Source organism: Streptomyces sp. NPDC018045 (assembly GCF_044327445.1).
Classification (GTDB): Bacteria; Actinomycetota; Actinomycetes; order Streptomycetales; family Streptomycetaceae; genus Streptomyces.
The window spans coordinates 65816-89414 of record NZ_JBIRFL010000007.1; the positions used below are offsets into that span (position 1 = coordinate 65816).

20 protein-coding genes are annotated in these 23599 nt (G+C 72.9%); 9 read left to right on the forward strand and 11 right to left on the reverse strand.

Translation table 11 applies throughout. The features are described 5' to 3' along the window. From ACH4EB_RS18530 to ACH4EB_RS18540, 3 genes are read right to left on the reverse strand one after another with little or no spacing between them, the layout of a single operon-like run. A complete protein-coding gene (locus tag ACH4EB_RS18530) occupies positions 1-1599 on the reverse strand; it encodes an acyl-CoA carboxylase subunit beta (RefSeq protein WP_398348597.1) in 1599 nt (532 codons plus the stop codon). Continuing rightward, a complete protein-coding gene (locus ACH4EB_RS18535) occupies positions 1596-3299 on the reverse strand; it encodes an acyclic terpene utilization AtuA family protein (RefSeq protein WP_398348598.1) in 1704 nt (567 codons plus the stop codon). Before ACH4EB_RS18535 ends, ACH4EB_RS18530 begins: the two co-directional genes overlap by 4 nt. Further along, positions 3296-4093: a TIGR03084 family metal-binding protein gene (locus ACH4EB_RS18540; RefSeq protein ID WP_398348599.1), complete on the reverse strand. Its 798-nt coding sequence runs from the start codon at positions 4091-4093 to the stop codon at positions 3296-3298. Before ACH4EB_RS18540 ends, ACH4EB_RS18535 begins: the two co-directional genes overlap by 4 nt. Positions 4094-4946: 853 nt before the next feature. Here ACH4EB_RS18540 and ACH4EB_RS18545 point away from each other — a divergent pair. Genes ACH4EB_RS18545 through ACH4EB_RS18555 form a run of 3 tightly spaced genes read left to right on the forward strand, consistent with a single transcriptional unit; the run spans position 4947 to position 7587 of the window. Beyond that, the gene (locus ACH4EB_RS18545) at positions 4947-6239 is read left to right on the forward strand and encodes a hypothetical protein (protein WP_398348600.1); all 1293 of its coding nucleotides are present in this window, start codon (positions 4947-4949) and stop codon (positions 6237-6239) included. Then, a complete protein-coding gene (locus tag ACH4EB_RS18550) occupies positions 6236-6838 on the forward strand; it encodes a hypothetical protein (RefSeq protein WP_398348601.1) in 603 nt (200 codons plus the stop codon). The genes ACH4EB_RS18545 and ACH4EB_RS18550 overlap by 4 nt, the downstream gene beginning before the upstream one ends. Beyond that, positions 6835-7587: an ATP-binding cassette domain-containing protein gene (locus ACH4EB_RS18555; RefSeq protein WP_398348602.1), complete on the forward strand. Its 753-nt coding sequence runs from the start codon at positions 6835-6837 to the stop codon at positions 7585-7587. Before ACH4EB_RS18550 ends, ACH4EB_RS18555 begins: the two co-directional genes overlap by 4 nt. A gap of 34 nt (positions 7588-7621) precedes the next feature. On the opposite strand, the gene ACH4EB_RS18560 is transcribed toward ACH4EB_RS18555, so the two are convergent. From ACH4EB_RS18560 to ACH4EB_RS18570, 3 genes are all read right to left on the reverse strand, one after another. Further along, a complete protein-coding gene (locus tag ACH4EB_RS18560; protein ID WP_398348603.1) occupies positions 7622-8584 on the reverse strand; it encodes an EamA family transporter in 963 nt (320 codons plus the stop codon). A gap of 162 nt (positions 8585-8746) precedes the next feature. Then, positions 8747-11659 carry an FAD-binding and (Fe-S)-binding domain-containing protein gene (locus ACH4EB_RS18565; protein ID WP_398348604.1) on the reverse strand — a complete coding sequence of 971 codons (2913 nt, stop codon included), beginning with the start codon at positions 11657-11659 and terminating at the stop codon, positions 8747-8749. A gap of 61 nt (positions 11660-11720) precedes the next feature. Continuing rightward, positions 11721-13079, reverse strand: coding sequence for an FAD-binding oxidoreductase (locus ACH4EB_RS18570; protein ID WP_398348605.1), 1359 nt, complete (start codon positions 13077-13079; stop codon positions 11721-11723). A gap of 62 nt (positions 13080-13141) precedes the next feature. Here ACH4EB_RS18570 and ACH4EB_RS18575 point away from each other — a divergent pair, with 62 nt between their 5' ends. Then, positions 13142-14176, forward strand: coding sequence for a helix-turn-helix transcriptional regulator (locus ACH4EB_RS18575; protein WP_398348606.1), 1035 nt, complete (start codon positions 13142-13144; stop codon positions 14174-14176). Positions 14177-14193: 17 nt separating this feature from the next. Next, entirely contained in the window at positions 14194-15312 is a 1119-nt protein-coding gene (gene serC / locus ACH4EB_RS18580; RefSeq protein ID WP_398348607.1) for a phosphoserine transaminase, read from the forward strand. 147 nt (positions 15313-15459) lie between these two features. On the opposite strand, the gene ACH4EB_RS18585 is transcribed toward serC, so the two are convergent. After that, the gene (locus ACH4EB_RS18585) at positions 15460-16476 is read right to left on the reverse strand and encodes a hypothetical protein (RefSeq protein WP_398348608.1); all 1017 of its coding nucleotides are present in this window, start codon (positions 16474-16476) and stop codon (positions 15460-15462) included. Positions 16477-16630: 154 nt separating this feature from the next. On the opposite strand from ACH4EB_RS18585, the gene ACH4EB_RS18590 reads away from it, so the two are divergent. After that, on the forward strand, positions 16631-17320 hold the full coding sequence (locus ACH4EB_RS18590) for a GDSL-type esterase/lipase family protein (RefSeq protein ID WP_398348609.1): 690 nt from the start codon (positions 16631-16633) through the stop codon (positions 17318-17320). Between the two features lie 91 nt (positions 17321-17411). Continuing rightward, entirely contained in the window at positions 17412-18407 is a 996-nt protein-coding gene (locus tag ACH4EB_RS18595; RefSeq protein ID WP_398348610.1) for an aldo/keto reductase, read from the forward strand. Between the two features lie 238 nt (positions 18408-18645). On the opposite strand, the gene thpR is transcribed toward ACH4EB_RS18595, so the two are convergent. The 3 genes from thpR to ACH4EB_RS18610 form a co-directional block, all read right to left on the reverse strand. Next, complete coding sequence (thpR, locus tag ACH4EB_RS18600) at positions 18646-19212, reverse strand: RNA 2',3'-cyclic phosphodiesterase (RefSeq protein WP_398348611.1); 567 nt, start codon at positions 19210-19212, stop codon at positions 18646-18648. A gap of 86 nt (positions 19213-19298) precedes the next feature. After that, positions 19299-20705 (reverse strand): MFS transporter, encoded by a 1407-nt coding sequence (locus ACH4EB_RS18605; RefSeq protein ID WP_398348612.1) that lies wholly within the window; start codon positions 20703-20705, stop codon positions 19299-19301. Positions 20706-20734: 29 nt separating this feature from the next. Beyond that, positions 20735-21172 carry a MarR family winged helix-turn-helix transcriptional regulator gene (locus ACH4EB_RS18610; protein ID WP_003981857.1) on the reverse strand — a complete coding sequence of 146 codons (438 nt, stop codon included), beginning with the start codon at positions 21170-21172 and terminating at the stop codon, positions 20735-20737. A gap of 130 nt (positions 21173-21302) precedes the next feature. Between ACH4EB_RS18610 and ACH4EB_RS18615 the strand changes: the two genes are divergently transcribed. After that, a complete protein-coding gene (locus tag ACH4EB_RS18615; protein ID WP_073759267.1) occupies positions 21303-21491 on the forward strand; it encodes a ribbon-helix-helix protein, CopG family in 189 nt (62 codons plus the stop codon). A gap of 24 nt (positions 21492-21515) precedes the next feature. On the opposite strand, the gene ACH4EB_RS18620 is transcribed toward ACH4EB_RS18615, so the two are convergent. Beyond that, positions 21516-22985 carry an NCS2 family permease gene (locus tag ACH4EB_RS18620; protein ID WP_398348613.1) on the reverse strand — a complete coding sequence of 490 codons (1470 nt, stop codon included), beginning with the start codon at positions 22983-22985 and terminating at the stop codon, positions 21516-21518. Between the two features lie 286 nt (positions 22986-23271). On the opposite strand from ACH4EB_RS18620, the gene ACH4EB_RS18625 reads away from it, so the two are divergent. Beyond that, entirely contained in the window at positions 23272-23562 is a 291-nt protein-coding gene (locus ACH4EB_RS18625) for a DUF2530 domain-containing protein (RefSeq protein WP_398348614.1), read from the forward strand. Positions 23563-23599 lie beyond the last annotated feature (37 nt).

A 23599-nucleotide genomic window follows, 5' to 3' on the forward strand; every position in this document is an offset into this window, starting at 1 on the left:
TCACATCCGGAAGACGCCGAAGCCGCCCCGCGCGCCCTCGACGGGGGCGGTGTGGACGGCGGACAGGCACAGGCCGAGGACGGTCCGGGTGTCGCGCGGGTCGATGACGCCGTCGTCGTACAGCCGCCCGGACAGGAACATCGGCAGCGACTCGGACTCGATCTGCTGCTCGACCATGGCGCGCAGCCCGGCGTCCGCCTCGTCGTCGTACGGCTGCCCCTTGGCGGCGGCGGAGGCGCGGGCCACGATCGAGAGCACCCCGGCGAGCTGCTGCGGGCCCATCACGGCGGACTTGGCGCTCGGCCAGGCGAACAGGAAGCGCGGGTCGTAGGCGCGCCCGCACATGCCGTAGTGCCCGGCGCCGTACGAGGCGCCCATCAGGACGGACAGGTGCGGGACCCGGGAGTTGGACACCGCGTTGATCATCATGGCGCCGTGCTTGATGATGCCGCCCTGCTCGTACTCCCTGCCGACCATGTAGCCGGTGGTGTTGTGCAGGAAGACCAGCGGGACGTCGCGCTGGTTGGCGAGCTGGATGAACTGGGCGGCCTTCTGCGACTCCGCGCTGAACAGCACGCCCTGGGCGTTGGCGAGGATGCCGACCGGGTAACCGTGCAGCTCGGCCCAGCCGGTGACCAGGCTCGGCCCGTACAGCGGCTTGAACTCGTCGAAGTCCGAGCCGTCCACGATCCGCGCGATCACCTCGCGGGGGTCGAAGGGCGCCTTCAGGTCGCCGGGGACGATGCCCAGCAGCTCGTCCCCTTCGTACTGGGGCGGTATGGCCGGGCCGGGGTCGGCGTGGGCCTTCCGCCAGTTGAGGCGCGCGACGACGCGGCGGGCCCGGCGGAGCGCGTCCGGCTCGTCCAGCGCGAAGTGGTCGGCGAGGCCGGAGGTGCGGGCGTGCATCTCGGCGCCGCCCAGCGACTCGTCGTCGCTCTCCTCGCCGGTTGCCATCTTGACCAGTGGCGGGCCGCCGAGGAAGACCTTCGCCCGCTCCTTGACCATGATCACGTGGTCGGACATGCCGGGGATGTACGCGCCGCCCGCGGTGGAGTTCCCGAAGACCACGGCGACGGTGGGAATGCCGGCGGCGGAGAGCCGGGTGATGTCCTTGAACAGCGCGCCGCCCGGGATGAAGATCTCCTTCTGGCTGGGCAGGTCCGCGCCGCCGGACTCGACGAGGGAGACGACGGGCAGCCGGTTGGCGAAGGCGATCTCGTTGGCGCGCAGGGCCTTCTTCAGCGTCCAGGGGTTGGAGGCGCCGCCGCGTACGGTCGGGTCGTTGGCGGTGACCAGGCACTCCACCCCCTCGATGACACCGATGCCGGTGACCAGCGAGGCGCCCACCGGGTAGTCGCTGCCCCAGGCGGCCAGCGGCGACAGTTCGAGGAACGGTGTGTCGGGGTCGAGGAGCAGCTCGATGCGTTCGCGGGCGAGCAGCTTGCCGCGTTTGCGGTGCCGTTCGACGTACTTCGCGCCGCCTCCGCCGATGGCGTTGGCGTGCTCCGCCTCGACCTCCGCCAGTTTGGCGAGCATCGCCTCACGGTTGGCCGTGTACTCGGGCCCGGTCGGGTCCAGTCGGCTGCCGAGCACGGTCACAGCAGTACCTCCGGTATGTCCACGTGGCGGGCGCGCAGCCACTCCCCCAGCGCCTTGGCCTGCGGGTCGAAGCGGGCCTGCGCGGCGACGCCCGCACCGAGCAGGCCGTCGATCACGAAGTTCAGGGCACGCAGGTTGGGCAGCACGTGCCGGGTGACGGGCAGCTCCGCCGTCTCCGGGAGCAGCGCGCGCAGCCGGTCGGTGGTCAGCTCGTGCGCCAGCCAGCGCCAGGCCGCGTCCGTACCGGCCCACACGCCGACGTTCGCGGAGCCGCCCTTGTCGCCGCTGCGGGCACCGGCCACCAGGCCGAGAGGGGCGCGGCGCGTCCGGCCGTCGTGGGCGAGGGGCTCGGGGAGGGCGGGCCCGGGAAGCGGCGACAGCTCGCGGGTCTCCGCGGGGGGCGGCGGTTCGGCGCGACTGCCGTCCGGGAGTACGGCGGTGTGCGGTACGTCCGCCGCGTCCGCGTACTCCGCCTCGAAGACGCCGTACGGCTCGCCCCTGCCCGGTGGTGCCGTCACGTGGAACCCGGGGACACTGCCCAGCGCCAGCTCGACGGCCGCCCCGCTGACCACCCGGCCCACCGCGTCCTGGTCGGCGTCCCGCACCACCAGTCGCAGCAGGGCGCTCGCCTCCTCCTGGACGGCGGCGTCCGCGTGGTCGGTCCGGGCCAGCGTCCATGTCACGGACGCCGGACGGTGCTTCGCCGCGTCGAAGGCCGCTTCCATCTGCTGCCGTACCAGCGCGGCCTTGGCCTCGATGTCCAGGCCGGTCAGGACGAAGGTGAGCGCGTTGCGCCAGCCGCCGAGACGGGTGAGGCCCACCTTCAGCGTCGGCGGGGGCGCCTCACCGCGTACGCCGTCGATACGCACCCGGTCCGGGCCCTCCTGCGTGAGGCGTACGGTGTCCAGCCGCGCGGTCACGTCCGGGCCCGGGTAGCGCGCGCCGGACGTCTCGTACAGGAGCTGGGCGGTGACCGTGCCGGTGGTCACCGCGCCGCCCGTGCCGGGGTGCTTGGTGATCACCGAGGAGCCGTCGGCGGTGATCTCGGCGAGCGGGAAGCCGGGGTGGCGCGGGTCGTGCGCGGTGAAGAAGGAGTAGTTGCCGCCGGTGGCCTGGGTGCCGCACTCCAGGACGTGGCCCGCGACGACCGCGCCCGCCAGCCGGTCGTGGTCCGTGGGCGCCCAGCCGAAGTGCGCCGCCGCCACCCCGCTGACCAGCGCGGCGTCCGTTACCCTGCCGGTCACGACCACGTCGGCACCGGCGCGCAGGCACGCGGCGATGCCCGCGCCGCCCAGGTAGGCGTTGGCGGTCAGCACCCCCTCGCGCCCGCGGTACCGGGGCAGCAGATCGTCGCCCTCCACGTGCGCCACCCGGACCGGGACGCCGAGCCGGCCGGCCAGGTCCCGAACCGCGTCGGCGAGTCCGGCGGGGTTGAGGCCACCGGCGTTGGTGACGAGCCGCACGCCGCGCTCGACGGCCGTCCCGAGGCTGTCCTCCATCTGCCGCAGGAACGATTTCGCGTAGCCGCGCGTGGGATCCTTGAGCCGGTCGCGGCCCAGGATGAGCATGGTCAGCTCGGCGAGGTAGTCGCCGGTCAGGACGTCCAGCGGGCCGCCGGTGAGCATCTCGGCCACGGCGTCGAAGCGGTCGCCGTAGAAGCCCGAGGCGTTGCCGACGCGCAGCACGTCGCCGCCGGTCACCGGGCGCTCCTCCCGCCCGGCTCACGGCCCTTGCCCGGCGGGCCCGCGAACGCCTGGGCGATGCCCAGCCAGCGGTCGGCGTCCGGCCCCTCGGCCCGTACGTCCACGTCGTCGCGGTGGGCGCGCCGGGTCACCAGCAGACAGAAGCCGAGGGCGTCGCCGGTCACCCGCTGCGTCGCGTCCTGCGGGCCGAACGCCCAGGTGCCGCCGTCGGGGGCGCGCAGCTCCACCCGGAACTCCTCCGCCGGGGCGGGCAGTCCGTTGGCCGCGTACGCGAAGTTCCGTGCCCGTACGCCGATGCGGGCCACGTGTCGCAGCCGCGCGGTGGGTTCGTGTGACACGCCGAGCGCGTCGGCGATGTCCTGGCCGTGCGCCCAGGTCTCCATCAGGCGCCCGGTCGCCATCGACGCGGCGCTCATCGGTGGCCCGTACCAGGGGAGTTTTTCTCCGGCGGGCCGTGCGGCGAGCACCTCTTGAAGCTCGAAGCGGCCCTGCCGCCAGCGCTCCAGCAGGCGGGTGGGCGGCGCCTGCGCTTCCTGCGCCGCGCCCTCGTCGACGAAGGTCGCGGGGGTGGCCAGGGCCTGCTGGGCCGCTTCCCGGAAGGCGGCGGGGTCGGTGGCGGAGCGCAGGGCCTGCCGGTCGGTCCAGGTCAGGTGTCCGATCTGGTGGGCGACCGTCCAGCCTTCGGCCGGGGTCGGCAGCGCCCACCGCTCCGGCGCCAGGTCGCCGACCAGGGCGTCGAGCGCGGCCCCCTCGTCCCTCAGATCCGCCAGTACGGCCTTGACGTCGGACACCGAGCGCTCCTTTCGTCGGCCATCTGCCGTCCGGGCAGGGCGCGTTGAATCGGGCGGTGCGGGTTCGAGCGTGGCAGCGCGGGGGGAAACAATCAAGCGTGCCTGCATGATTTTCTGGAGGGCGTGTGCGGGGCACCGGGCCTACAGGGGCGCCGCAGGCCCGAAGGCGTCCGAGATGCCGAGCCCGGGAATGCCGAACCGGCCCTTCCGAGCCACCAGATCGTTGCCGGCCACGGACATGATCGAGTTTGAGCCACCTTCAAGAACGCCCCCTGATGCACCTGATCACGATTCTCACCACACAAGGCGTCCCTCACCGGCGCCTGTCGGTGCGGTTGCCGCCCTGGGCCTACGCAGGCCGCGCGCGACTGAGCACAACCCGGCAGGCGAAATTCAGGCGTCGACATTCCAGAGATTGGCGCGAGTGGCGAGCGCATTCGACATGCGACCACTTCGTGACCGCGTCGGCATGTAACGGCCGCGCCGCGAAGCGGGCGACTGGAATCCGGACCCGAAACTCGGCCTGAGGACGTTCACCCAGTGCACGAAGCCCTTCCCCGACAACTTCAGCAAGGGAACGTGGAGTGGACTTGGTTCGGGGAAGTACTACTTCAAGATCGATAGCCTCAGTGGGGCCAGCACACTGAGTGTTTACAAAGTCTATGTGAGGTAAGGGCCCGATCAGTCGATCAGTACGGCATCAGCCCGTACCGATCCTGTCGCCGTCCGGGCCCTGCGGTCATACCGACCGGCAGGGTCCCGGCGGCGCGCTCCACTCCGTCCGACCAGGACGGGAATGACGGTACGAGGCCAGGGTGATTCGCCCCATCGGCCGCGGGCAAAAGGAGGTTGGGTGCGGCTTTGGAGCCGGGTTCGTTCCAGCAGCGCGCTGTGGGCGGCACCGTTCGTCGTGGCCATTCCGGTTCTTTACTACATCGGCGGTGCCAGCAAACCGGCAGGAGAGGTGTACGGGTACGCCCCCACGGTGGTCTCCGCTCCTTTGTATGCGGCCTATGCCTTTGCCTACGCGGCCGTCGCAGCGCTGGCGGCGTGGGAGAGCGGCAGGCTGAAGGAAGCGGGCGTCTGGCGGCTGGCTCCAGCCCGTAGCCGGTACCGGATCGCCGCCGGCGTGCTGTGGCCGGTGGTTGTCCTGGGCTGGCTGACGGTGATTCTTCCGGTCGCCGTGGCCCTGGTGGACTACGGCGTGTGGCCCACCGAGCCGAGCCTGCGGCCGGTATGGCTGGCCGTGGTGGTGTGCCTGGCGCACGCCGTGATCGGTTTCGCCGTCGGGCAGTGGGTGCCCAAGGCCATCGCCGCTCCGGTGCTGGCCATCGGCGTATGGGTGATCGTCAGTTACAGCGTCACCCTGGATCCCGCATGGCTGCGCAACGTCTCCGGCGCGTTCTTCAACAAGTTGATGCTCGGGGAAGCCGTCCCGTACCGGGTGCTGCTGCCTCATGTCCTGCTGACCGGCAGCATCGCGCTGGCTCTCGCGCTGGGGTGGGCTCGCCTGGGCAAGGCCGTCCCGCGTATGGTCCTGGCCCTGGCGGTGATCGCCTCCGGCAGCGGGGCCGCATGTGCGATGGCCGCGGAATGGGGCTACACCCCGCCTCTTCTGGCCGACCAGGCACCCACGGCCTGTTCGGGCAGCGCACCACGGGTGTGCGTTCCACAGACGCTGAGCGATTCCCTGGAGCCGGCGCAGCGCGAAGTGGCCCAGGTGATCAGGGTATTCGGCGCCGCGGGAGTCAGACTCACCCCCGCACTGGTCAGCGATAACGTCACCCAGGGCCGCCAGGCGGGCGAGCGGCCCTCCACGGCGCGCATCTGGCGTCCGCCGCTCACCGCCGCAGCCCGAGAAGGGCAGCTCCGCTATGCGGTCACCGTGGCAGCCGTCGTTCCCCCGTGCCCCCACCCGGACCCGGCACGGTTGCTGGCCGCGACACTATGGGCGACCCATCTCACAGGGACGCAGCACAGCCTGCGCAAGGACGTCGCCACCAACAGCACGGGCGCGCCCGACGAAACGGTCGTACAAGAACGGGCCGAACAGGCCTACGACAAGGCCCGGGAACTGCCCGAGGACCAGCAGGCGGCGTGGTACCGGGCGACGCTGCGCGCCGCGTGCCCTGCGGGCTCGCCATGACCCGGCGCGGGGTGTGGTGGTGGGTCAGAGCCCGCCGTCTGTGGGCCCTGGCCATGGCGCTGGCCGTCTTCACAACAATGGCGGCCGCCACCCAGCAGGGCGCCGCAGTCCCGATTCTGTCTCTCCTGTCCTCCGTATCGGTGCCTGTGCAACTGCTGTTGTTCGCCCCGGTGCCCGTCGTGTCGGCCCTGGGGTGGTGCCTGGACAACCGGCTGCCGGAGGCCGAGACCGTCGCGGTACGGCCGGTACGGTTGACCGATACGGCTCTGGCCGCCACCACCGGCGTCCTAGCTGTGGCAGTCACCCTGGCGCTCGCCGCGGTGTCCGATTCGGCGAGGGCCGTCGCCGCGGGACGCGACACCTGCTTCCTGGTCGGCCTCATGCTGTGTCTGCGGCCCGTGCTGGGCCAGGGCGCGGTGATGACCGGGCCCGCCTGGCTGGCCATCGTCGTCTTCTTCGGCTTCGCCCCGGACGGCGCCCTGTACCGCTGGACAATCGTCGGCCATCCTGCGTCATCTGCATTCTCCCTGGCCTTCACGACGCTGACCCTCACCGCCGGCCTGGCCGTGCTGGCACGATCCACGCGGAGGACCTTATGACCCTGGAACTGTCCGACTGCACCTACCGCTACCGCCGCCGCCGTCCCCCCGTACTGAACGGCCTCACCTACCGGCTCCCGGACGGGCTGACCGTGCTGCTCGGCGCCAACGGGGCGGGCAAGTCGACCCTGCTGCGGCTCGCGGCTTCCGTCACCCGCCCGGAAAGCGGGACGGTGTCCCTCGACGGGCTGCGCGCGGGAACCACTTCCTACCGACGAGCTGTCGCCTGGATGCCGCAGTCCGTCACCGCGATGCACGGTCTGACCGCACGTGAACAGGTCGCCTACTGCGGCTGGCTCAAAGGCATGTCGAGCAAGCCCGCCTGGGAGAAGGCGGCCCAGGCACTGGACGCCGTCGGCCTGAGCGACCGGGCCGGCACGAAGACGACGGAGCTGTCGGGCGGTCAGCTTCGACGTCTCGGCGTGGCCGGCGCACTCGTCCACGACGCCCACCTGCTCCTCCTGGACGAGCCGACCGCCGGCATGGACCCCCGCCAGCGCCGCGTCTTCCGCGACTTGTTGAACCAGGTCACCCGCTCCGGTGTCCGCGTACTGATGTCCACCCACGACGTCGCCGACCTCGCCGAGGAAGCCGACCACGTCACCGTCCTGGTGCAGGGCCACATCGCCCACAGCGGGCCCACCCGCACCTTCCTCGCCCACGCCCCGGCGGACACCCCGCCCGGACGCGCCGCCGAGGCCGCCTACAGCGCCCTCGTCGAGGCCACGGGCAGCAGCACGTCACTGTGACGTATCACGCGACACCGCTTCTGGGGACGCCGCCCTAACCCCTGCTCGTGCTCCGTACCGCCCCCACGCTTGCCAGGACCACCAGTCCGATCGCCACCACCTCGGCCCAGCCGAGCGACTGGTGCAGGACCAGGAAGCCGGCCAGTGCTCCGGCGGCTGGCTCCAGGCTCATCATCACGGCGAAGCCGGAGGCCGGGAGCTTGCGGAGGGCGAGGAGTTCGAGGGTGTACGGCGTGACCGAGGACAGCAGGGCCACGGCGGCGCCCAGGCCGATCGTGGCCGGGTCCAGCAGGGCCGTGCCGGCGGTGGAGAGGCCGAGCGGGAGGCTCAGCACGGCTGCCACGGACATGGCCAGGGCCAGGCCGTCCGCCTGCGGGAAGCGCCGGCCCGTACGGGAGGACAGCAGGATGTACGCGGCCCACAGGGCGCCCGCCGACAGGGCCAGGCCGGCGCCGAGCGGGTCCAGTCCGTCGAATCCCTCCCGGCCGAGCAGGGCCACGCCACCCAGGGCGAGCGCCGCCCACAGCAGGCTCAGGGCCCGTCGCGAGGTGACCACCGACAGAATGAGCGGGCCCATGAACTCCAGGGTGACGGCGGCGCCCAGCGGGATGCGGTCGATCGCCTCGTAGAAGAGCGAGTTCATGGCGACCAGGGCGACGCCGAAGGCGAGGATCGTGGCCCAGTCGCCGCGGGTGTAGCCGCGCATCCGCGGGCGGCAGACGATCATCAGCACCAGTGCGGCGACGACCAGGCGGAGGGTGACCACGCCCAGTGCGCCGGCCCGGGGGAAGAGCAGCACGGCGACCGAGGCACCGAACTGTAGCGAGATGATGCCGCCGATGACCAGCGCGACGGACATCAGGCGCCCGCCCGCCGCCGCGTCCTGTTCGGCGGCCCGGACCTCGGGGGAGGCCGGGACCGGCCCGGGAACCGGGACCGGCTCCGGGACCGGGGATATGGGCGGCAGGCTGCTGGGCTCGTGGCGCGACTCGTTCACACGCTCACGCTACGGGCCTTCCCCAGGGCTGCGAAACGCGTATTCCACTTGGTGATATGTCCTGCGCGTGCGGGTCACCGAGCGCCGTGGTGCGTACCGCTTCGCCGGCCCGGTCGGCGCGGCCCGCGGCGCCGGCGCGGCCGGGGGTGGTGACCTGCGGCGTCACCTTTGCGGGGGCAGTGCCTCGGCCAGTACCTCGGCCAGGTGGCGGGCGCGCCGGGGGGTGAGCTGGGCGATCTGGGTGCGGCAGGAGAAACCGTCCGCGAGCACCTCGGCCCCGGGTTCCGCTTCCCGTACGGACGGCAGGAGCTGTTCCTCGGCGCAGGCCACGGACAGGTCGTAGTGGCCGCGCTCGAAGCCGAAGTTCCCGGCCAGGCCGCAGCAGCCGCCGCTCAGCCCGCCGTCCAGCCCGGCCCGGGCGCGCAGGCGCTGTTCGGCCGCTTCGCCGAGTACGGCGTGCTGGTGGCAGTGGGTCTGGCCGACCGCCGGGCGGTCCACGCGCGGTGGCTCCCAGATGGGCGCCTGTTCCTCCAGGGTCTGCGCGAAGGTCCTTACGGAGGCGGCCACTTGGGCGGCGCGCGGGTCGTCGGGGAGCAGTTCGGGCAGGTCGGTGCGGAGGGCCGCCGCGCAGCTCGGTTCGAGGACGGTCAGCGGGGTGCCGTCCGCCAGCAGCGGGTGGAGGGCGTCCACCGTACGGCGCATGACCGCGCGGGCCTGGTCGAGCTGGCCGGTCGAGACCCACGTCAGGCCGCAGCACAGCGGGGCCCGGCGGCGGCCCGCGGCGGGCAGGCGGACGGTGAGCCCGGCGGCCTCCAGGACATGGACGGCGGAGCGGCCCACCTCGGGGGCGAGGTAGTTGGTGAAGGTGTCCGGCCACAGCAGGACGGCCGGAGTCCTTGCGGGCGTGCTCGCCTTTGTTCCCGTTCCGGAAGGCGCCCGTTGCGCCCACCACCGGACGAACGGTTCGGTGGCCAGTCGCGGGATCTCCCGCTGCGGGGCGATGCCGCCGAGGCGCTTGCCCGCCGCGGCGAGCGGGGTCCGGGCCAGGGCGTTGAGCAGCGGCGCGGCGGGGGCCGCCGCGCGCAGCCAGCGCGGCAGGCGGCCCATCGAGTAGTGCGCGGCGGGCCGCAGCCGTCCCGCGTAGTGGTGATGCAGGAACTCCGCCTTGTACGTGGCCATGTCCACGCCCACCGGGCAGTCGCTGCGGCAGCCCTTGCAGGACAGGCACAGGTCCAGCGCGTCCCGTACCTCCTCGGAACGCCAGCCGCCGGTGATCACTTCGCCCGCCAGCATCTCGTGCAGCAGCCGGGCGCGGCCCCGGGTGGAGTGCCGCTCCTCGCCGGTGGCGCGGTACGACGGGCACATGACGGCCGCGGGGCCGGGGGCGGCGGTGCGGCACTTGGCGACGCCGACACAGCGGCGTACGGCCGCGGAGAAGTCGCCGTCATCGTGCGGGTAGCCGAATGCCACGTCCACCGGGCGCTTCGGCAGCGGCGCGAAGCGCAGGTTCTCGTCCATCCGGTCCGGCCGGACGAGCATGCCGGGGTTCAGGCCGCCCGCCGGGTCCCACAGGTCCTTGAAGCGCGTGAAGAGACCGACCAGTTCGGTGCCGTACATCTTCGGCAGCAGTTCGGCGCGTGCCTGGCCGTCGCCGTGCTCGCCGGAGAGCGAGCCGCCGTGTGCGACGACCAGGTCGCCCAGGTCGCACGAGAACTCCCGGAACCGGCGGATGCCGGGAGCGGTCAGCAGGTCGAAGTCGATACGGACGTGGATGCAGCCGTCGCCGAAGTGCCCGTAGGGCGTGCCGCGCAGGCCGTACTGGGCCAGCAGTGCCCGGAAGTCCCGCAGGTACGGGCCGAGCCGCGCGGGCGGCACCGCGCAGTCCTCCCAGCCGGGCCACGCCTCGGAGCCGTCGGGCATCCGGGTCGCGGTCCCGGAGGCGTCCTCGCGCACCCGCCACAGGGCGCGCTGCCGCGCCGGGTCGGTGACGATCGTGTGATCGGTGGTGGACGCGCCCCGGCACAGTTTCTCGGCGCGCGCGAGCGCCTCGGCCTGCGTGTCGCCGCCCATTTCGACGAACAGCCAGGCGCCGCCCTTGGGCAGGCCTGCCGCGCTGCCCACCAGGTCGGCCGCCATGCCCTCGACGGTCAGCGGCCCTCCCCCGCTCTCGGCTTCGCCCGACCGGGGGGATCCCCATGGCAGCAGGGTGTGCGCCGCCTCGGCCGCCGCGCTCTCGTCCGCGTGGCCGAGGACCGCCAGCACCTTCGCGGCGGGCGGCCTGACCAGCGCGACGGTGGCCTCGGTCAGGACGCCGAGGGTGCCCTCGCTGCCGGTGAGCGCCCGCGCCAGGTCGGTGCCCCGTTCGGGCAGCAGGGCGTCCAGCGCGTAGCCGGAGATCCGGCGCGGCAGGTCGGGGTAGCCGGTGCGCAGCAGCGCCAAGTCGCCGTTCACCAGCGTGCGTACGCCGTCCCGCAGCCGCCGTGGGAGCGCGTCCAGTGCCGCCGTGCCCCGTCCGGCGCGCAGCCGCTCGCCCCCGTACGTCAGCACCTCCAGCTCGCGCACGCTGTCGGCGGTGGTGCCCCACGCCACCGAGTGGGAGCCGCAGGAGTTGTTGCCGATCATGCCGCCGAGGGTGCAGCGGCTGTGCGTGGACGGGTCGGGGCCGAAGGTCAGGCCGTGTGCGCCGGCCGCCGCCCGCAGGTCGTCCAGGACCACGCCGGGCTGGACGACCGCCGTGCCGGCCTCGGGGTCCAGCGCCACGATCCGCCGCAGGTGCCGGGTGAAGTCCAGCACCACGCCGACGCCGGTGGCCTGCCCGGCGATGCTGGTGCCGCCGCCGCGCGGCACCACCGGCACGCCGTGCTCGCGGCACACCCGCAGCGCGGCGGCGACGTCCTCCGCGTCCCGTGGCGCGACCACCGCCCGCGGCACCCGGCGGTAGTTGGACGCGTCCATCGTCATCAGCGCCCGGTCCCCGGCGGCGAGCGACACCTCGCCGCGCACGGCGTCCGCCAGTTCCCGGGCCAGTTCCCGCGTGCCGTCCTGCGTCCCGCGTGTCTCCGTACGATCAGCCATGCCCCCAGCCTGCCCACTCGGCCGGGGGCGCTCCCTCCCGCTTTCGGCCGCCGCCCGCGCCCTACGCGCGGAACAGGTTCGCCGGGTCGTACGCCGCCTTGGCACCGGCCGCCCGCCGCCGCACCTCCTCCTCGTGCGCGTCGGCCACCGCGTCACCGTGCTCGCCGAACAGGAAGTTGACGCTGCGGCCGACCGCCCGGGACGCCACCACCGCGCGCACCTTCGCGTGCAGGGCCCGTACCGCCTCGACGTCCGTGCCGTCCAGCGGGGACAGCAGGCGCAGCAGGTAGCGCGCGTCCCGGTGGCCGACGGAGCCGCCGCCGGTGGCGAGCGCGCCGCCGAGGTGGTTGAGCTGCACCACGGTCATCAGCGGGGCGTCCGGCCCGGTCAGCGCGGCCACCTGGCGCAGCTCCGCCGCGTCCAGGCCGCTCAGCAGGACACTGTCACCGTCGTAGGCGTGCGGGGTGGCCGGGTCCTGGTGGATGGTGTGCGACTCGGTGTACGGCATCTCGCGCAGCGTGTCGGCCACCCGCGGCCCGACCGCGCGCAGCGGGGCGACCAGCCGTTCGCCGTCCTCCGCCGTCCCCGTGAACGCGATCCGGATCTGCGCGAGGTGGCGCCCGCGCAGGTGGCCGGGCACGGCCGGCACGTCCGGGTACACGATCAGGCCGACCGACGAGGTCAGCCTGCCGGGCAGGTCCTCGGTCCAGGCCAGGTACGCGGCCAGCGCCTCGTCCAGCAGACCGGCGCCGAAGACCAGTCGGCCGCCGTACACCCGCTCCACCGGCACCAGCCCGAACTCCAGGCCGGTCACCGCGCCCAGCCCGTGCCCGCCGCCGAGCAGCGCCCGGAACAGCTCCGGGTCCCGGTCCCCGGACGCCCGGCGCAACTCCCCGTCGGCGGTGACCACGTCCACCCGCCGCACCCGGTCCGACGCGTAACCGAACTCCCGGCCCAGGATGCCCAGCCCGCCCCCGAGCGTGTAGCCCACCACGCCCACGCCGGGCGACGAACCGTTCACCGGCGCCAGCCCGTGCGGCGCCGCCGCCTCGATCACCTTGCCCCACAGCGCGCCCGCCCCGGCCCACGCGATCCGGGCCGCCGTGTCGATGCGCACCTCGTCCATCCGGCGAGTGCTGATCAGCAGGCCCCCGTCGGTGGCCGCCGTCAGGCCGTGCCCGGTCGACTGCACGGCGACCGGCAGTCCGTGGGCGCGGGCCCAGCGCACCGCCGCCACGACATCGGCCGCCCCCGCCGCGCCGACGATCACCGACGGCCGGTGCCGGTGCCCGGTCTGGAAGCCGGAGCGCTCGGCGTCGTATCCCTCGTCACCGGGGACGAGGACGACGCCGGCGACCTCGCGGGCCAGGGCGGCAGGGGTGGCGGAAGCTGCGGGAACGGTGCGGTACGTGGTGTCCATGGCCGGGACTCTGCCGCCATAACCTGACAGCTCCCGTCAGGTTTTCCGGAAGACTGGGCCGGGTGAAGTCCGACCGTCTCCTCGCCGTCCTGCTGCTCCTCCAGACCCGCGGCCGGGTGCCCGCCGCCGAACTGGCCACCCGGCTGGAGGTGTCCGTACGGACCATCTACCGCGACATCGAGTCGCTGTCGGCGGCCGGAGTGCCGGTGTACGCGGAGCGGGGACGGCACGGCGGGATCGCGCTGCTGCCCGGGTTCCGTACGGACGTGACCGGGCTGACCACCGACGAGGCACGGGCCCTGTTCGTGCTGGCCGCCGAGGGCGCGCACCACGCGCTCGGCCTGGACGGCGCGCTCGGGTCCGCGCTGCGCAAGGTGATGGCCGCGCTGCCCGCGCCGCACCGGCCCGCCGCCGAGCTGACCAGCCGCCGCATCCTGGTCGACCCCGGGCGCTGGCGGACCGGGCCCCGGCCGGCCGTGGACCTGGACACGCTGCACACCGCGGTCTTCGCCGACCGGCGGCTGCGCCTGCGCTACCGGCACAGCGGCGAGAGCGAGGCGCGTACGTACACCGTCGATCCGTACGGACTGGTGTCCAAGGCCGGGACCTGGTACCTCGTCGCGGACCGGCGGCGGCGCGCACGGCTGTTCCGGGCCGACCGGGTGGCCGCGGCCACCGTGCTCGACACGCCCGTCCAGCGCCGCGCGGGCGTGGAACTGGCCGACGCGTGGGAGGCGCTGCGGCGGCAGGTGGAGACCCGGCCCGCCGGGCTGCGGGTGACGGCCCGGGTGCTCCGCTCCCGTCTGGACCTGTTCGTCCGCATCATGGGGACGGCGCTGGCGGAGCCGCCGGAGGACACCGGCGGGACCTGGGTGACGGTCGAACTGGCGCTGCAAGAGCTGCGTGCGGTCCGCCAGTTGCTCCAGTTCACGACGTCGCTGGAGGTGCTGGCGCCGGCTCGGGCGCGGGCGGAGCTGGCGCGGGCCGCCGCCTCGGTCGCCGCCCTGTACGAGGACGGCGGACAACCGGACACCCCTCGAACGGCGGCCCCCGTTCCGTCTCACCCGGTGGACCCCGGTCCTGTTCAGGGCCGGTGACGGATTACGCTTCGCCCGTGGCTGATATCCAGATCCCCGCTGACATCAAGCCCGCCGACGGTCGCTTCGGCGCGGGCCCCTCCAAGGTGCGTACGGAGGCGCTCGACGCCCTCGCCGCCACCGGAAGTTCCCTGCTCGGTACGTCCCACCGCCAGGCACCGGTCAAGAACCTGGTCGGCGCGGTCCGCGACGGCGTACGTGATCTGTTCCAGTTGCCCGAGGGGTACGAGGTCGTCCTCGGCAACGGCGGTTCCACCGCGTTCTGGGACATCGCGACCCATGGCCTGATCGAGAACAAGTCCCAGCACCTGACCTTCGGCGAGTTCTCCTCGAAGTTCGCCAAGGCCGCCGAGCTGGCGCCGTGGCTGGCCGCCCCGACGAAGATCTCCGCCGACCCGGGCAGCCACCCGGAGCCGAAGGCGGAGGAGGGCGTGGACGTCTACGCCCTCACCCACAACGAGACCTCCACCGGTGTCGCCGCCCCCGTCGAGCGCGTGGCGGGCGCGGACGCCGGCTCCCTGGTGCTGGTGGACGCCACCTCCGGCGCGGGCGGCCTGCCCGTGGACATCGCGCAGACCGACGTCTACTACTTCGCGCCGCAGAAGTCCTTCGCCTCCGACGGCGGCCTGTGGATCGGCGTCTTCTCCCCCGCCGCCCTGGAGCGGGCCCGCGGCGTCCACGCCTCCGGCCGGCACATCCCGGAGTTCTTCTCGCTGCCCACGGCGATCGACAACTCGCTGAAGAACCAGACGTACAACACTCCGTCGCTGGCCACCCTCTTCCTGCTCCACCAGCAGCTTGAGTGGATCAACGGCCAGGGCGGCCTGGACTGGGCGGTACGACGCACCGCGGCCTCCTCGCGCACGCTGTACGGCTGGGCCGAAAACTCCAAGTACGCGACGCCGTTCGTCACCGACCCGGCCAAGCGCTCGCAGGTCATCGGCACCATCGACTTCGACGACGAGATCGACGCGGCCGCCGTCGCGAAGGCGCTGCGCGCCAACGGCATCGTCGACACCGAGCCGTACCGCAAGCTGGGCCGCAACCAGCTCCGCGTGGCGATGTTCCCGGCGATCGACCCGGCGGACGTCGAGGCGCTGACCGCCTGCGTCGACCACGTGATCGGCAAGCTGTAGGCCCCGACGGCACACACGGCCGGGCCCCGGCGGGACGAACCCGCCGGGGCCCGGCCGTTCCCGCGCCCGCTCAGCGGCTGAGGTGCCGGAGCGGCGTACCGGGGGCCCTCGGCTCACCCGGTGCGGACCACCGGCTCCCCCGGAAGCTCACCCCCGGCGGCGGAACACCCGGCGCAGTGCCAGCACCAGGACCGTCGCCGCCCCGAACGTCGCCGCCGCCAGCAGGACGTTGCGGTTCTTGCCCGCGTCGCCCTGGGGGCCGTCGGCCGCGTCCTCCTTGTCGCCGCCGCCGGTGCCGCTCTTCCCGTCGGACCCCTTCGCCGACTCCGGTAGCCGGTCACCGCTGAGGCCGACCGGCTGTACCCGGCTGCCCCTGCCCTCCGAGCCGAACAGCAGCGTCCGCCCGTCGGGGGTGAAGGTCACCGACTCGCCCTGCATCTGCAACGGCACGCCCACGCTCCCGAGGTCCTTGGGGCGGCCGCCCTCCCAGCGGTACATCTCCGCGCCGAAGTACCCGCGCAGCAGCAGCCGCGTGCCGTCCGGCGAGAACGCGCCGTCCGTCACCCACTGGTCGATGCCCGCGACCCGGCGGAAGGTGTTCGTGCCGCGCGCCGACAGCCGCTCGGGGCCCTCGTACAGGGCCGCCCCGCCGCTCTTCTTCTTGCTGGCGATGTAGACCCGGCCCGTCTTCGGGTGCACCATCATCGCCTCGGCGTCCCGCGGCCCGGCGTCGTACTCCACGGTGAACTGCGCCGCGGTGACGGTCTGGTCGCGCAGTTCCTTCGGCTCCGGGAAGCGGTAGATCCACACGTGGTTCCAACTGCCGCCGAGGTTGTCGCCGATGTCACCGACGTAGACGTTGCCGTCCGGGCCGACCGAGACCGCCTCCACGTCGCGCGGGTCGCCGATGCCGCGCAGGGTGACGGTCGCGACCGTGCGGCCGGTCCGGCCGTCCACGGCGTAGACGTACGGCCCGTCGTCGCTGTCGTTGTGGGTCCAGTACACGCCGGGGTGCGCCCGGCTGGCCGCCAGCCCGCTGGACTCGGTGATCCGTCCGTCACCGATCGTGAACCCGTCGTCCCCTCCGTCGTCGGCCGACACCGGCCCGGCCGCCGCGAACAGCAGTATTCCCGCGGCCCCGGCCGCGCACAGTAGCGAACGCATGGGGCCAGCTTGCCACTTCGCGGCGGCCGGCCCGCAGCGCCGGGCGTACCGGAGGCCCGGCACCGCCGCCCCGCCCGCCCGCTCCATATGATCTCCGCATGACCACCCTGACAGCGCCCGCCGGCGCGCCCGGGCCGGGCGGCCGGGAGGTCGTATGCGAGTGATGTTCGTCGGTGACTCGATGACGATCGGCAGCGCCGGTGACTTCACGTGGCGCTACCGGATGTGGCAGCACCTGAACCGGACTTTCGGCGGCCCGTACCGCATCGTCGGACCGCGTACCGAGCTGTACGACGTGTCCGCCGACGCCGCGGTCTCGCACGCCTACCGCGACCCGGACTTCCCCGAGCGCGCCCGGCGCCACCTCGCCGGGTGGGGCGAGGGCTGGTGCCACATGGCGCCGCTGATCGGTGACGTGGTGCGCCGGACCAAGGCCGACACCCTGCTGGTCTCGCTCGGGCTGATAGACCTCGGCTTCTACACGGACGCGGAGCAGACCGCCGCGAACGTCCGCCGCTTCGTCGCCGGGGCGCGGGCGGCCGACGCGAGCGTACGGGCCGTGCTGATGCCCGTCATCCCGAACACCCGCGCCCTGTCCGACGCCCCCTTCGCCGCCGAGTGCGAGCGCTTCAACGAGCTGCTGGCCAAGGCGGTCGCCGACCTGTCGACCCCCGCCTCGCCCCTGCTGCTGGCCTCCCACCCGGCCGGTTACGACCTGGACCGGGACACCTACGACGGCACCCACCCCTCCGCTTCGGGCGAGCACCTGCTCGCGGCGGCCTTCGCGGACGCCCTGTACCAGGCGTGGGACGTGGGCGCCCCGTACACACCTGTGGACGCCTGAGGGATGCGCGGCCACGATATCCGCACGACCGGCGGCGGGACACGGCGTACTCCTTGATTCGAGCGCCCTCCAGGGCGTTTGCTGGGGTCCCATGGAGTACACGCAGCTCGGACGCACCGGACTCAAGGTCAGCCGACTCGTCCTCGGCACCATGAACTTCGGCCCCCAGACGGACGAGGCCGACAGCCACGCCATCATGGACGCCGCGCTCGCCGCGGGCGTCAACTTCGTCGACACCGCCAACGTCTACGGCTGGGGCGACAACAAGGGCCGCACCGAGGAGATCATCGGCTCCTGGTTCGCCCAGGGCGGCGGCCGCCGCGACCGGACCGTGCTCGCCACCAAGGTCTACGGCGACATGGGCACCGGCGAGCAGGCCTGGCCCAACCACGACCGCCTCTCCGCGCTCAACATCCGGCGGGCGGTGGACGCCAGCCTCAAACGGCTGAACACCGACCACATCGACCTCTACCAGTTCCACCACGTGGACCGGCACACCCCGTGGGACGAGATCTGGCAGGCCATCGACGTCCTGGTGCGGCAGGGCAAGATCCTGTACGCCGGGTCCTCCAACCACGCGGGCTGGCACATCGCGCAGGCCAACGAGGCCGCCGCGCGCCGCGGCTCGCTCGGCCTGGTCAGCGAGCAGTGCCTGTACAACCTCGCCGAACGGCGCGCCGAGATGGAGGTGATCCCGGCCGCGCGGTCCTACGGGCTCGGCGTCATCCCCTGGTCGCCGCTGCACGGCGGCCTGCTCGGCGGCGCCGTACGCAAGGAACGCGAGGGCGGCGGAGCCCGTACGAACGGGGGCCGCTCGGCGGGCGCGCTGGCGAACTCCGCGATCCGCGCGCGGATCGAGTCCTACGAGGCGCTGCTCGACAAGCACGGGCTGCGGCCCGGCGAGGTCGCGCTGGCCTGGCTGCTCACCCGGCCCGGGGTGACGGGGCCGATCGTCGGCCCGCGGACCACCGGCCAGCTCGAATCCGCGCTGCGCGCCGTGGAGCTCGAACTGTCGGCCGAGCTGCTGGACTCGCTGGACGAGATCTTCCCCGGCACCGGGCCGTCGCCGGAGGCGTTCGCCTGGTGAGGTGGGTTCGCACGAGGTGCCGTCGGGGCCGTCCGGCGGGTCAGCGCAGGGCGGCCGCCACGATCACGACGACGAGCAGCACGGCGAACAGGCCGGACATGATCCGGTTACGGGTTTTGGGGTCCACCCTTCGAGCGTAACCGGCCGGCCGGGCACACCGGCGGCCAGGCGGCCTCCTGAAGGACCGGCGGGCGGGGCGGGGGCTCCTCGGCGTCCCGGCGGACGGCGGGCGGGGCCCTCAGCGGCCCAGCGGCCAGGCCGCCACCGTCTCGTACCGGGGCTGCTCGCCCGCCACCCCGGAGGCCGGCAGACGGCTGCGTACGAGCGCCAGCTCCCGCACCGTCCACGCGCTGCCCTCGAAGTCCGCCAGGCCCTCGACGAACGGGCCGACGTCGAGGGCTTCGGCGCGGTTGCGCGCGACGGTCAGGTGCGGGGTGTACGCACGATGGCCGGCCATCTCCACCCCGGCCCGGCGGGCCGCCGCCGCGGCCGAGTCCGCCAGCCGGCGCAGCGCCGGCAGGCCGCCCTCGGCCCCCGCCCACACCACCCGGTCCGCGAAGCGCCCGCCGCCCTTGAGGCGCAGCGGGACCGGCTCGTGCCGCCGCGCGGCCCGCGCCAGCCGTTCACACAGGCCGGGGAGGACGGGGTCCGGCACCTCGCCGTAGAAGGCGAGGGTGAAGTGCCAGCCGGTCCGCCCGGTCCAGCGCAGCCGGCCGGCGCCGGGCAGCTCCCGCAACCGGCGCACCCGGCGGTCGAGTTCGTCGACGGCGGCCTCGGGCGGCAGGACGGCGGCGAAGAGTCTCATGCGGTCAGTGTCGCGCACAGGGTTCGGCCGGGGGCGGGGAGAGCCCGGCGCCCCGGCCACGCGTCGCGGCCGGGGCACGGGGCCCGTCAGGCCGCCGCGGCCAGCCGCTCCGGTTCGCGCTCCCGCTCACGCGGCACGAACCGTACGTGCTGGTGGCCGCGCCGCAGGTCTATCCGGACCCGCAGGCCGCCCGCGCGCGTCAGCAGCAGGCCGACACCGGCCGCCGCCAGGGCGGAGACCACACCGCCCGCGAGGAAGCCGAGCCGGGCGCCGTACGCGTCGGTGACCCAGCCGACCAGGGGCGCGCCCAGCGGCGTACCGCCCATGAAGACCATCATGAACAGGCTCATCACCCGCCCGCGCATCAGCGGATCGGTCGCCATCTGCACGCTGGAGTTGGCCGTGACGTTGATCGTCAGGCCGACGACGCCGATGACGATCAGCAGCGCCCCGAAGATCCAGACGGCCGGGGCGAGGGCCGCCGCCATCTCCAGGACGCCGAACAGCAGCGCCGCGCCCACCAGCAGCCGCAGCCGCGACGTGCCGCGCCGGGCCGCGAGCAGCGCGCCCGCCAGCGAACCGGCCGCCATCAGGCCGTTGAACCAGGCGTACAGACCGGCGCCGCCCTGGAAGACCTTGTCGGCGAAGGCGGTCAGCCAGATCGGGAAGTTGAAGCCGAAGGTGCCGATGAAGCCGATCAGGACGATCGGCCAGATCAGCTCGGGGCGGCCCGCGACGTAGCGCACACCTTCCCGGAGCTGGCCCTTGCCGCGCGGTGCGCGGTCGACCTTGTGCAGCTCACGGGTGCGCATCAGCAGCAGTCCGGCGAGCGGCGCGATGAAGGACAGGCCGTTCAGGAGGAAGGCCCAGCCGCTGCCGAGCGAGGTGATCAGCGCGCCGGCCACCGCGGGACCGATGAGCCGGGCGGACTGGAAGTTGGCGGAGTTCAGGCTGACGGCGTTGCGCAGGTCGTCCGGGCCGACCATCTCGACGACGAACGCCTGCCGCGCCGGATTGTCGACGACGGTGATCAGGCCGAGCACGAAGGCCATCAGATAGACGTGCCAGACCGCGACGTGCCCGCTGAGGGTCAGTACGGCCAGCACCAGTCCGGTCAGGCCCATCGCGGCCTGGGTGATCAGCAGCAGTCCGCGCTTGGAGACCCGGTCGGCGATGACCCCGCCGTACAGCCCGAAGAGCAGCATGGGCAGGAACTGGAGCGCGGTGGTGATGCCGACGGCGGCGGAGGAGCCGGTGATGCTGACGACCAGCCAGTCCTGGGCGATGCGCTGCATCCAGGTGCCGGTGTTGGAGACGACCTGGCCGGTGGCGAAAAGACGGTAGTTGCGGACTCTCAGCGAACGGAACATGCCCCCGCGCGGTTCGGCGGCGGTGCCCTTGGTGCCTGTCGGGGGCGCGGTCGCGGCGTCGGTGACGGTGGTGTCGTCGGAGTTCGGTGCGGGGGCGGAGTCTGCTCCGGATCCCGTACTCAAAGTGGGTTCGCCTCCTCGGCGCTCGGTCTCTATAGCTGGGCGAGCTTCTCCAGCACGGGTGCGGCGGTCCGCAGTGCGGCCCACTCGTCCTCGTCCAGCCCGGAGGCCAGCTCGGCCAGCCACGCGTTGCGTTTGCGGCGGCTCTCTTCGAGCATCGCCTCGGCCTGTTCGGTCTGGGTGACGACCTTCTGGCGGCGGTCGTCCGGGTGCGGTTCGAGCCGGACCAGGCCCTTGGCCTCCAGCATCGCGACGATGCGGGTCATCGACGGCGGCTGGACGTGCTCCTTGCGCGCCAGCTCGCCGGGGGTGGCGTGGCCGCACCGGGCCAGGGTGCCGAGCACCGACATCTCGGTGGGGCTGAGCGACTCGTCGACCCGTTGGTGCTTGAGTCGGCGGGACAACCGCATCACGGCGGACCGCAGAGCGTTCACGGCGGCAGCGTCGTCGCCAAGGGACAGTTCCGGCATGTTCGTTAGCATAACTCATTACCCTCTCTAATGAAAGCCCGTACACGTGCGCCCACCCGCATCACCCTTCCGAGTGAGGACGCAGCGGAAAGTGACCCGCCTGACCAGGGCGTGAGAGGACCGTGGCGGTATGGGATCGGGAGTGCTCAGCCTGCGGATGGACGGGGAACTGCTGGAGCGCCTTCGGCAGCACGCCGCGAAACGCGGAATGAGCGTCCAGGACTATGTGACCCGGACGCTCATCCGTGAAGACTTCGACGAACGATTCAAGATGTCGGTGGACCGGACGGAGCGGTTCTACGCGGCGCCGCCGCTGTGAACCGCGCCACCGGCGGGGCGCCCGCTAGTGGACGCCCAGCACCTGCTCGATCGGGTTGAGCAGGAAGTAGACGAGGAAGGCCGCCCCCACGGCGTTCAGCAGCCAGGGGATCTCCTTGAAGCGGCCGGTCGCCGTCCGCAGCAGGATGAAGGCCAGCACCCCCATGCCGATGCCGCTGGTGATGCTGTAGGTGAACGGCATCGAGATGATCGTCAGGAAGGCCGGGACGGCGATCGTGAAGTCGCCCCAGTCGATGTCCCGGACGTTCGCCGCCATGATCAGGAATCCGACGACCAGCAGGGCGGGCGTGGCGGCCTGCGACGGGACGACCGTCGCCAGCGGCGTGAAGACCAGCGCCAGCAGGAAGAGACCGCCGGTCACGACGTTCGCCAGCCCCGTGCGGGCCCCTTCGCCGACGCCCGCCGTCGACTCCACGAAACAGGTGTTGGCGGAGGCCGAGCCGACGCCGCCCGCCGCGACGGCGATGCCGTCCACCATCAGGATGCGGCCCATGCCCGGCAGGCTGCCGTTCTCGTCGGTCAGCCCGGCCTCCTCGCCGACGCCGATGATCGTGCCCATCGCGTCGAAGAAGCCGGACAGCAGCACCGTGAAGACGAAGAGGCAGCCGGTCAGCAGGCCGACCTCCTTGAAGCCGCCGAACAGGCTGATCTGGCCGACCAGGCCGAAGTCCGGCGCGCCGACGATACTGTCCGGCACGTTCGGGACCGCCAGGCCCCAGCTCGCGTCGGGGATGTCCGCGACGGCGTTGATGACGATCGCCGCCACCGCCATCACGACCATGCCGATCAGGATCGCGCCCTTGGTCTTCCGCACGGTCAGCAGGAACATCAGCGCCAGGCCGACGACGAAGACCAGCACGGGCCAGCCCTGGAGCTGGCCGCCCTGACCCAGCGCCAGCGGCACGGTGGTGTGCGCGGCGTCCGGGTTGCGGGTGACGAAGCCCGCGTCGACCAGGCCGACCAGCGAGATGAACAGGCCGATGCCGATCGCGATGGCGCGCCGCAGCCCGTTCGGGATCGCGTCCATGACCCGCTGCCGCAGACCGGAGGCGACCAGGATCATCAGCACCAGACCGGCGAGCACGACCATGCCCATCGCGTCCGGCCAGCTCATCTTGGGGGCGAGCTGGAGGGAGACGACGGCATTGATGCCGAGGCCGGCAGCGACGGCGATCGGCACGTTGCCGATGACGCCCATCAGGAGTGTGGACAGGCCCGCCATCAGCGCGGTAGCGGTGACGAGCTGGCCGTTGTCCAGTTGGTGCCCGAACTTGTCCTGGCCGGCGCCGAGGATGATCGGGTTCAGCACGACGATGTACGCCATGGCGAAGAAGGTGGCGAGGCCACCGCGCAGCTCTCGGGAGACCGTCGACCCCCGCTGGGAGATCTTGAAGAACCGGTCGAGACCGTTCTTGGGCTGCCGAGGGCCGGGGCCCTGGACGGCATCGACCGGCGTGGTGGCCGAGGGGGACATGCGCGGACCTCAGTCGTACGGGCCTGGGAGAGGCGTGGGGGCCCCGAATCGGGCCCAGAACACAAACGAACCGGATCAAATTGGAGGATTCAACGAATCGAACCAGTCAGAACCGGATAGGTTCAGTATGAACAAACAAGCCGGTGATCGCTATCTCCGCGCGTAGACCCTGCTGGGGAAAGGGCTGTACGCCGTCCGCGGCCCGGCGTACGACGCCGCGGGCCCGTCGCCCTGCCGGGATCGGCCGCGTATCGGGCTTGTCAGCGGCTGCCCTTAAGCTGGCCCCATGTGGAAGAAGTCCGAACTGCGCGAGGCCCCGGAGCCTCTTGAGGGCCCCGTCGTCGGCACGATCACCGGCGGCACCATCATCTGGTTCGTGCTCTTCCTGGCCCAGCTCCCCTTCTACGGCTGGTTCGCCGACCACGACCGCACCTGGTGGGTGTGGACCTGCCTGGCCGGCGGCGGCCTCGGCATCCTCGGTATCTGGTACGTACGCAAGCGCGACGCCGCCATCAAGCGCGCGGCGGCCGCCGCGACCGCGCCGGACGCGGACCGGGCCCCGGCGGACGCGTCCTGAGCACGCACGCCGACAAACTCACCCCATAGGGGACGCA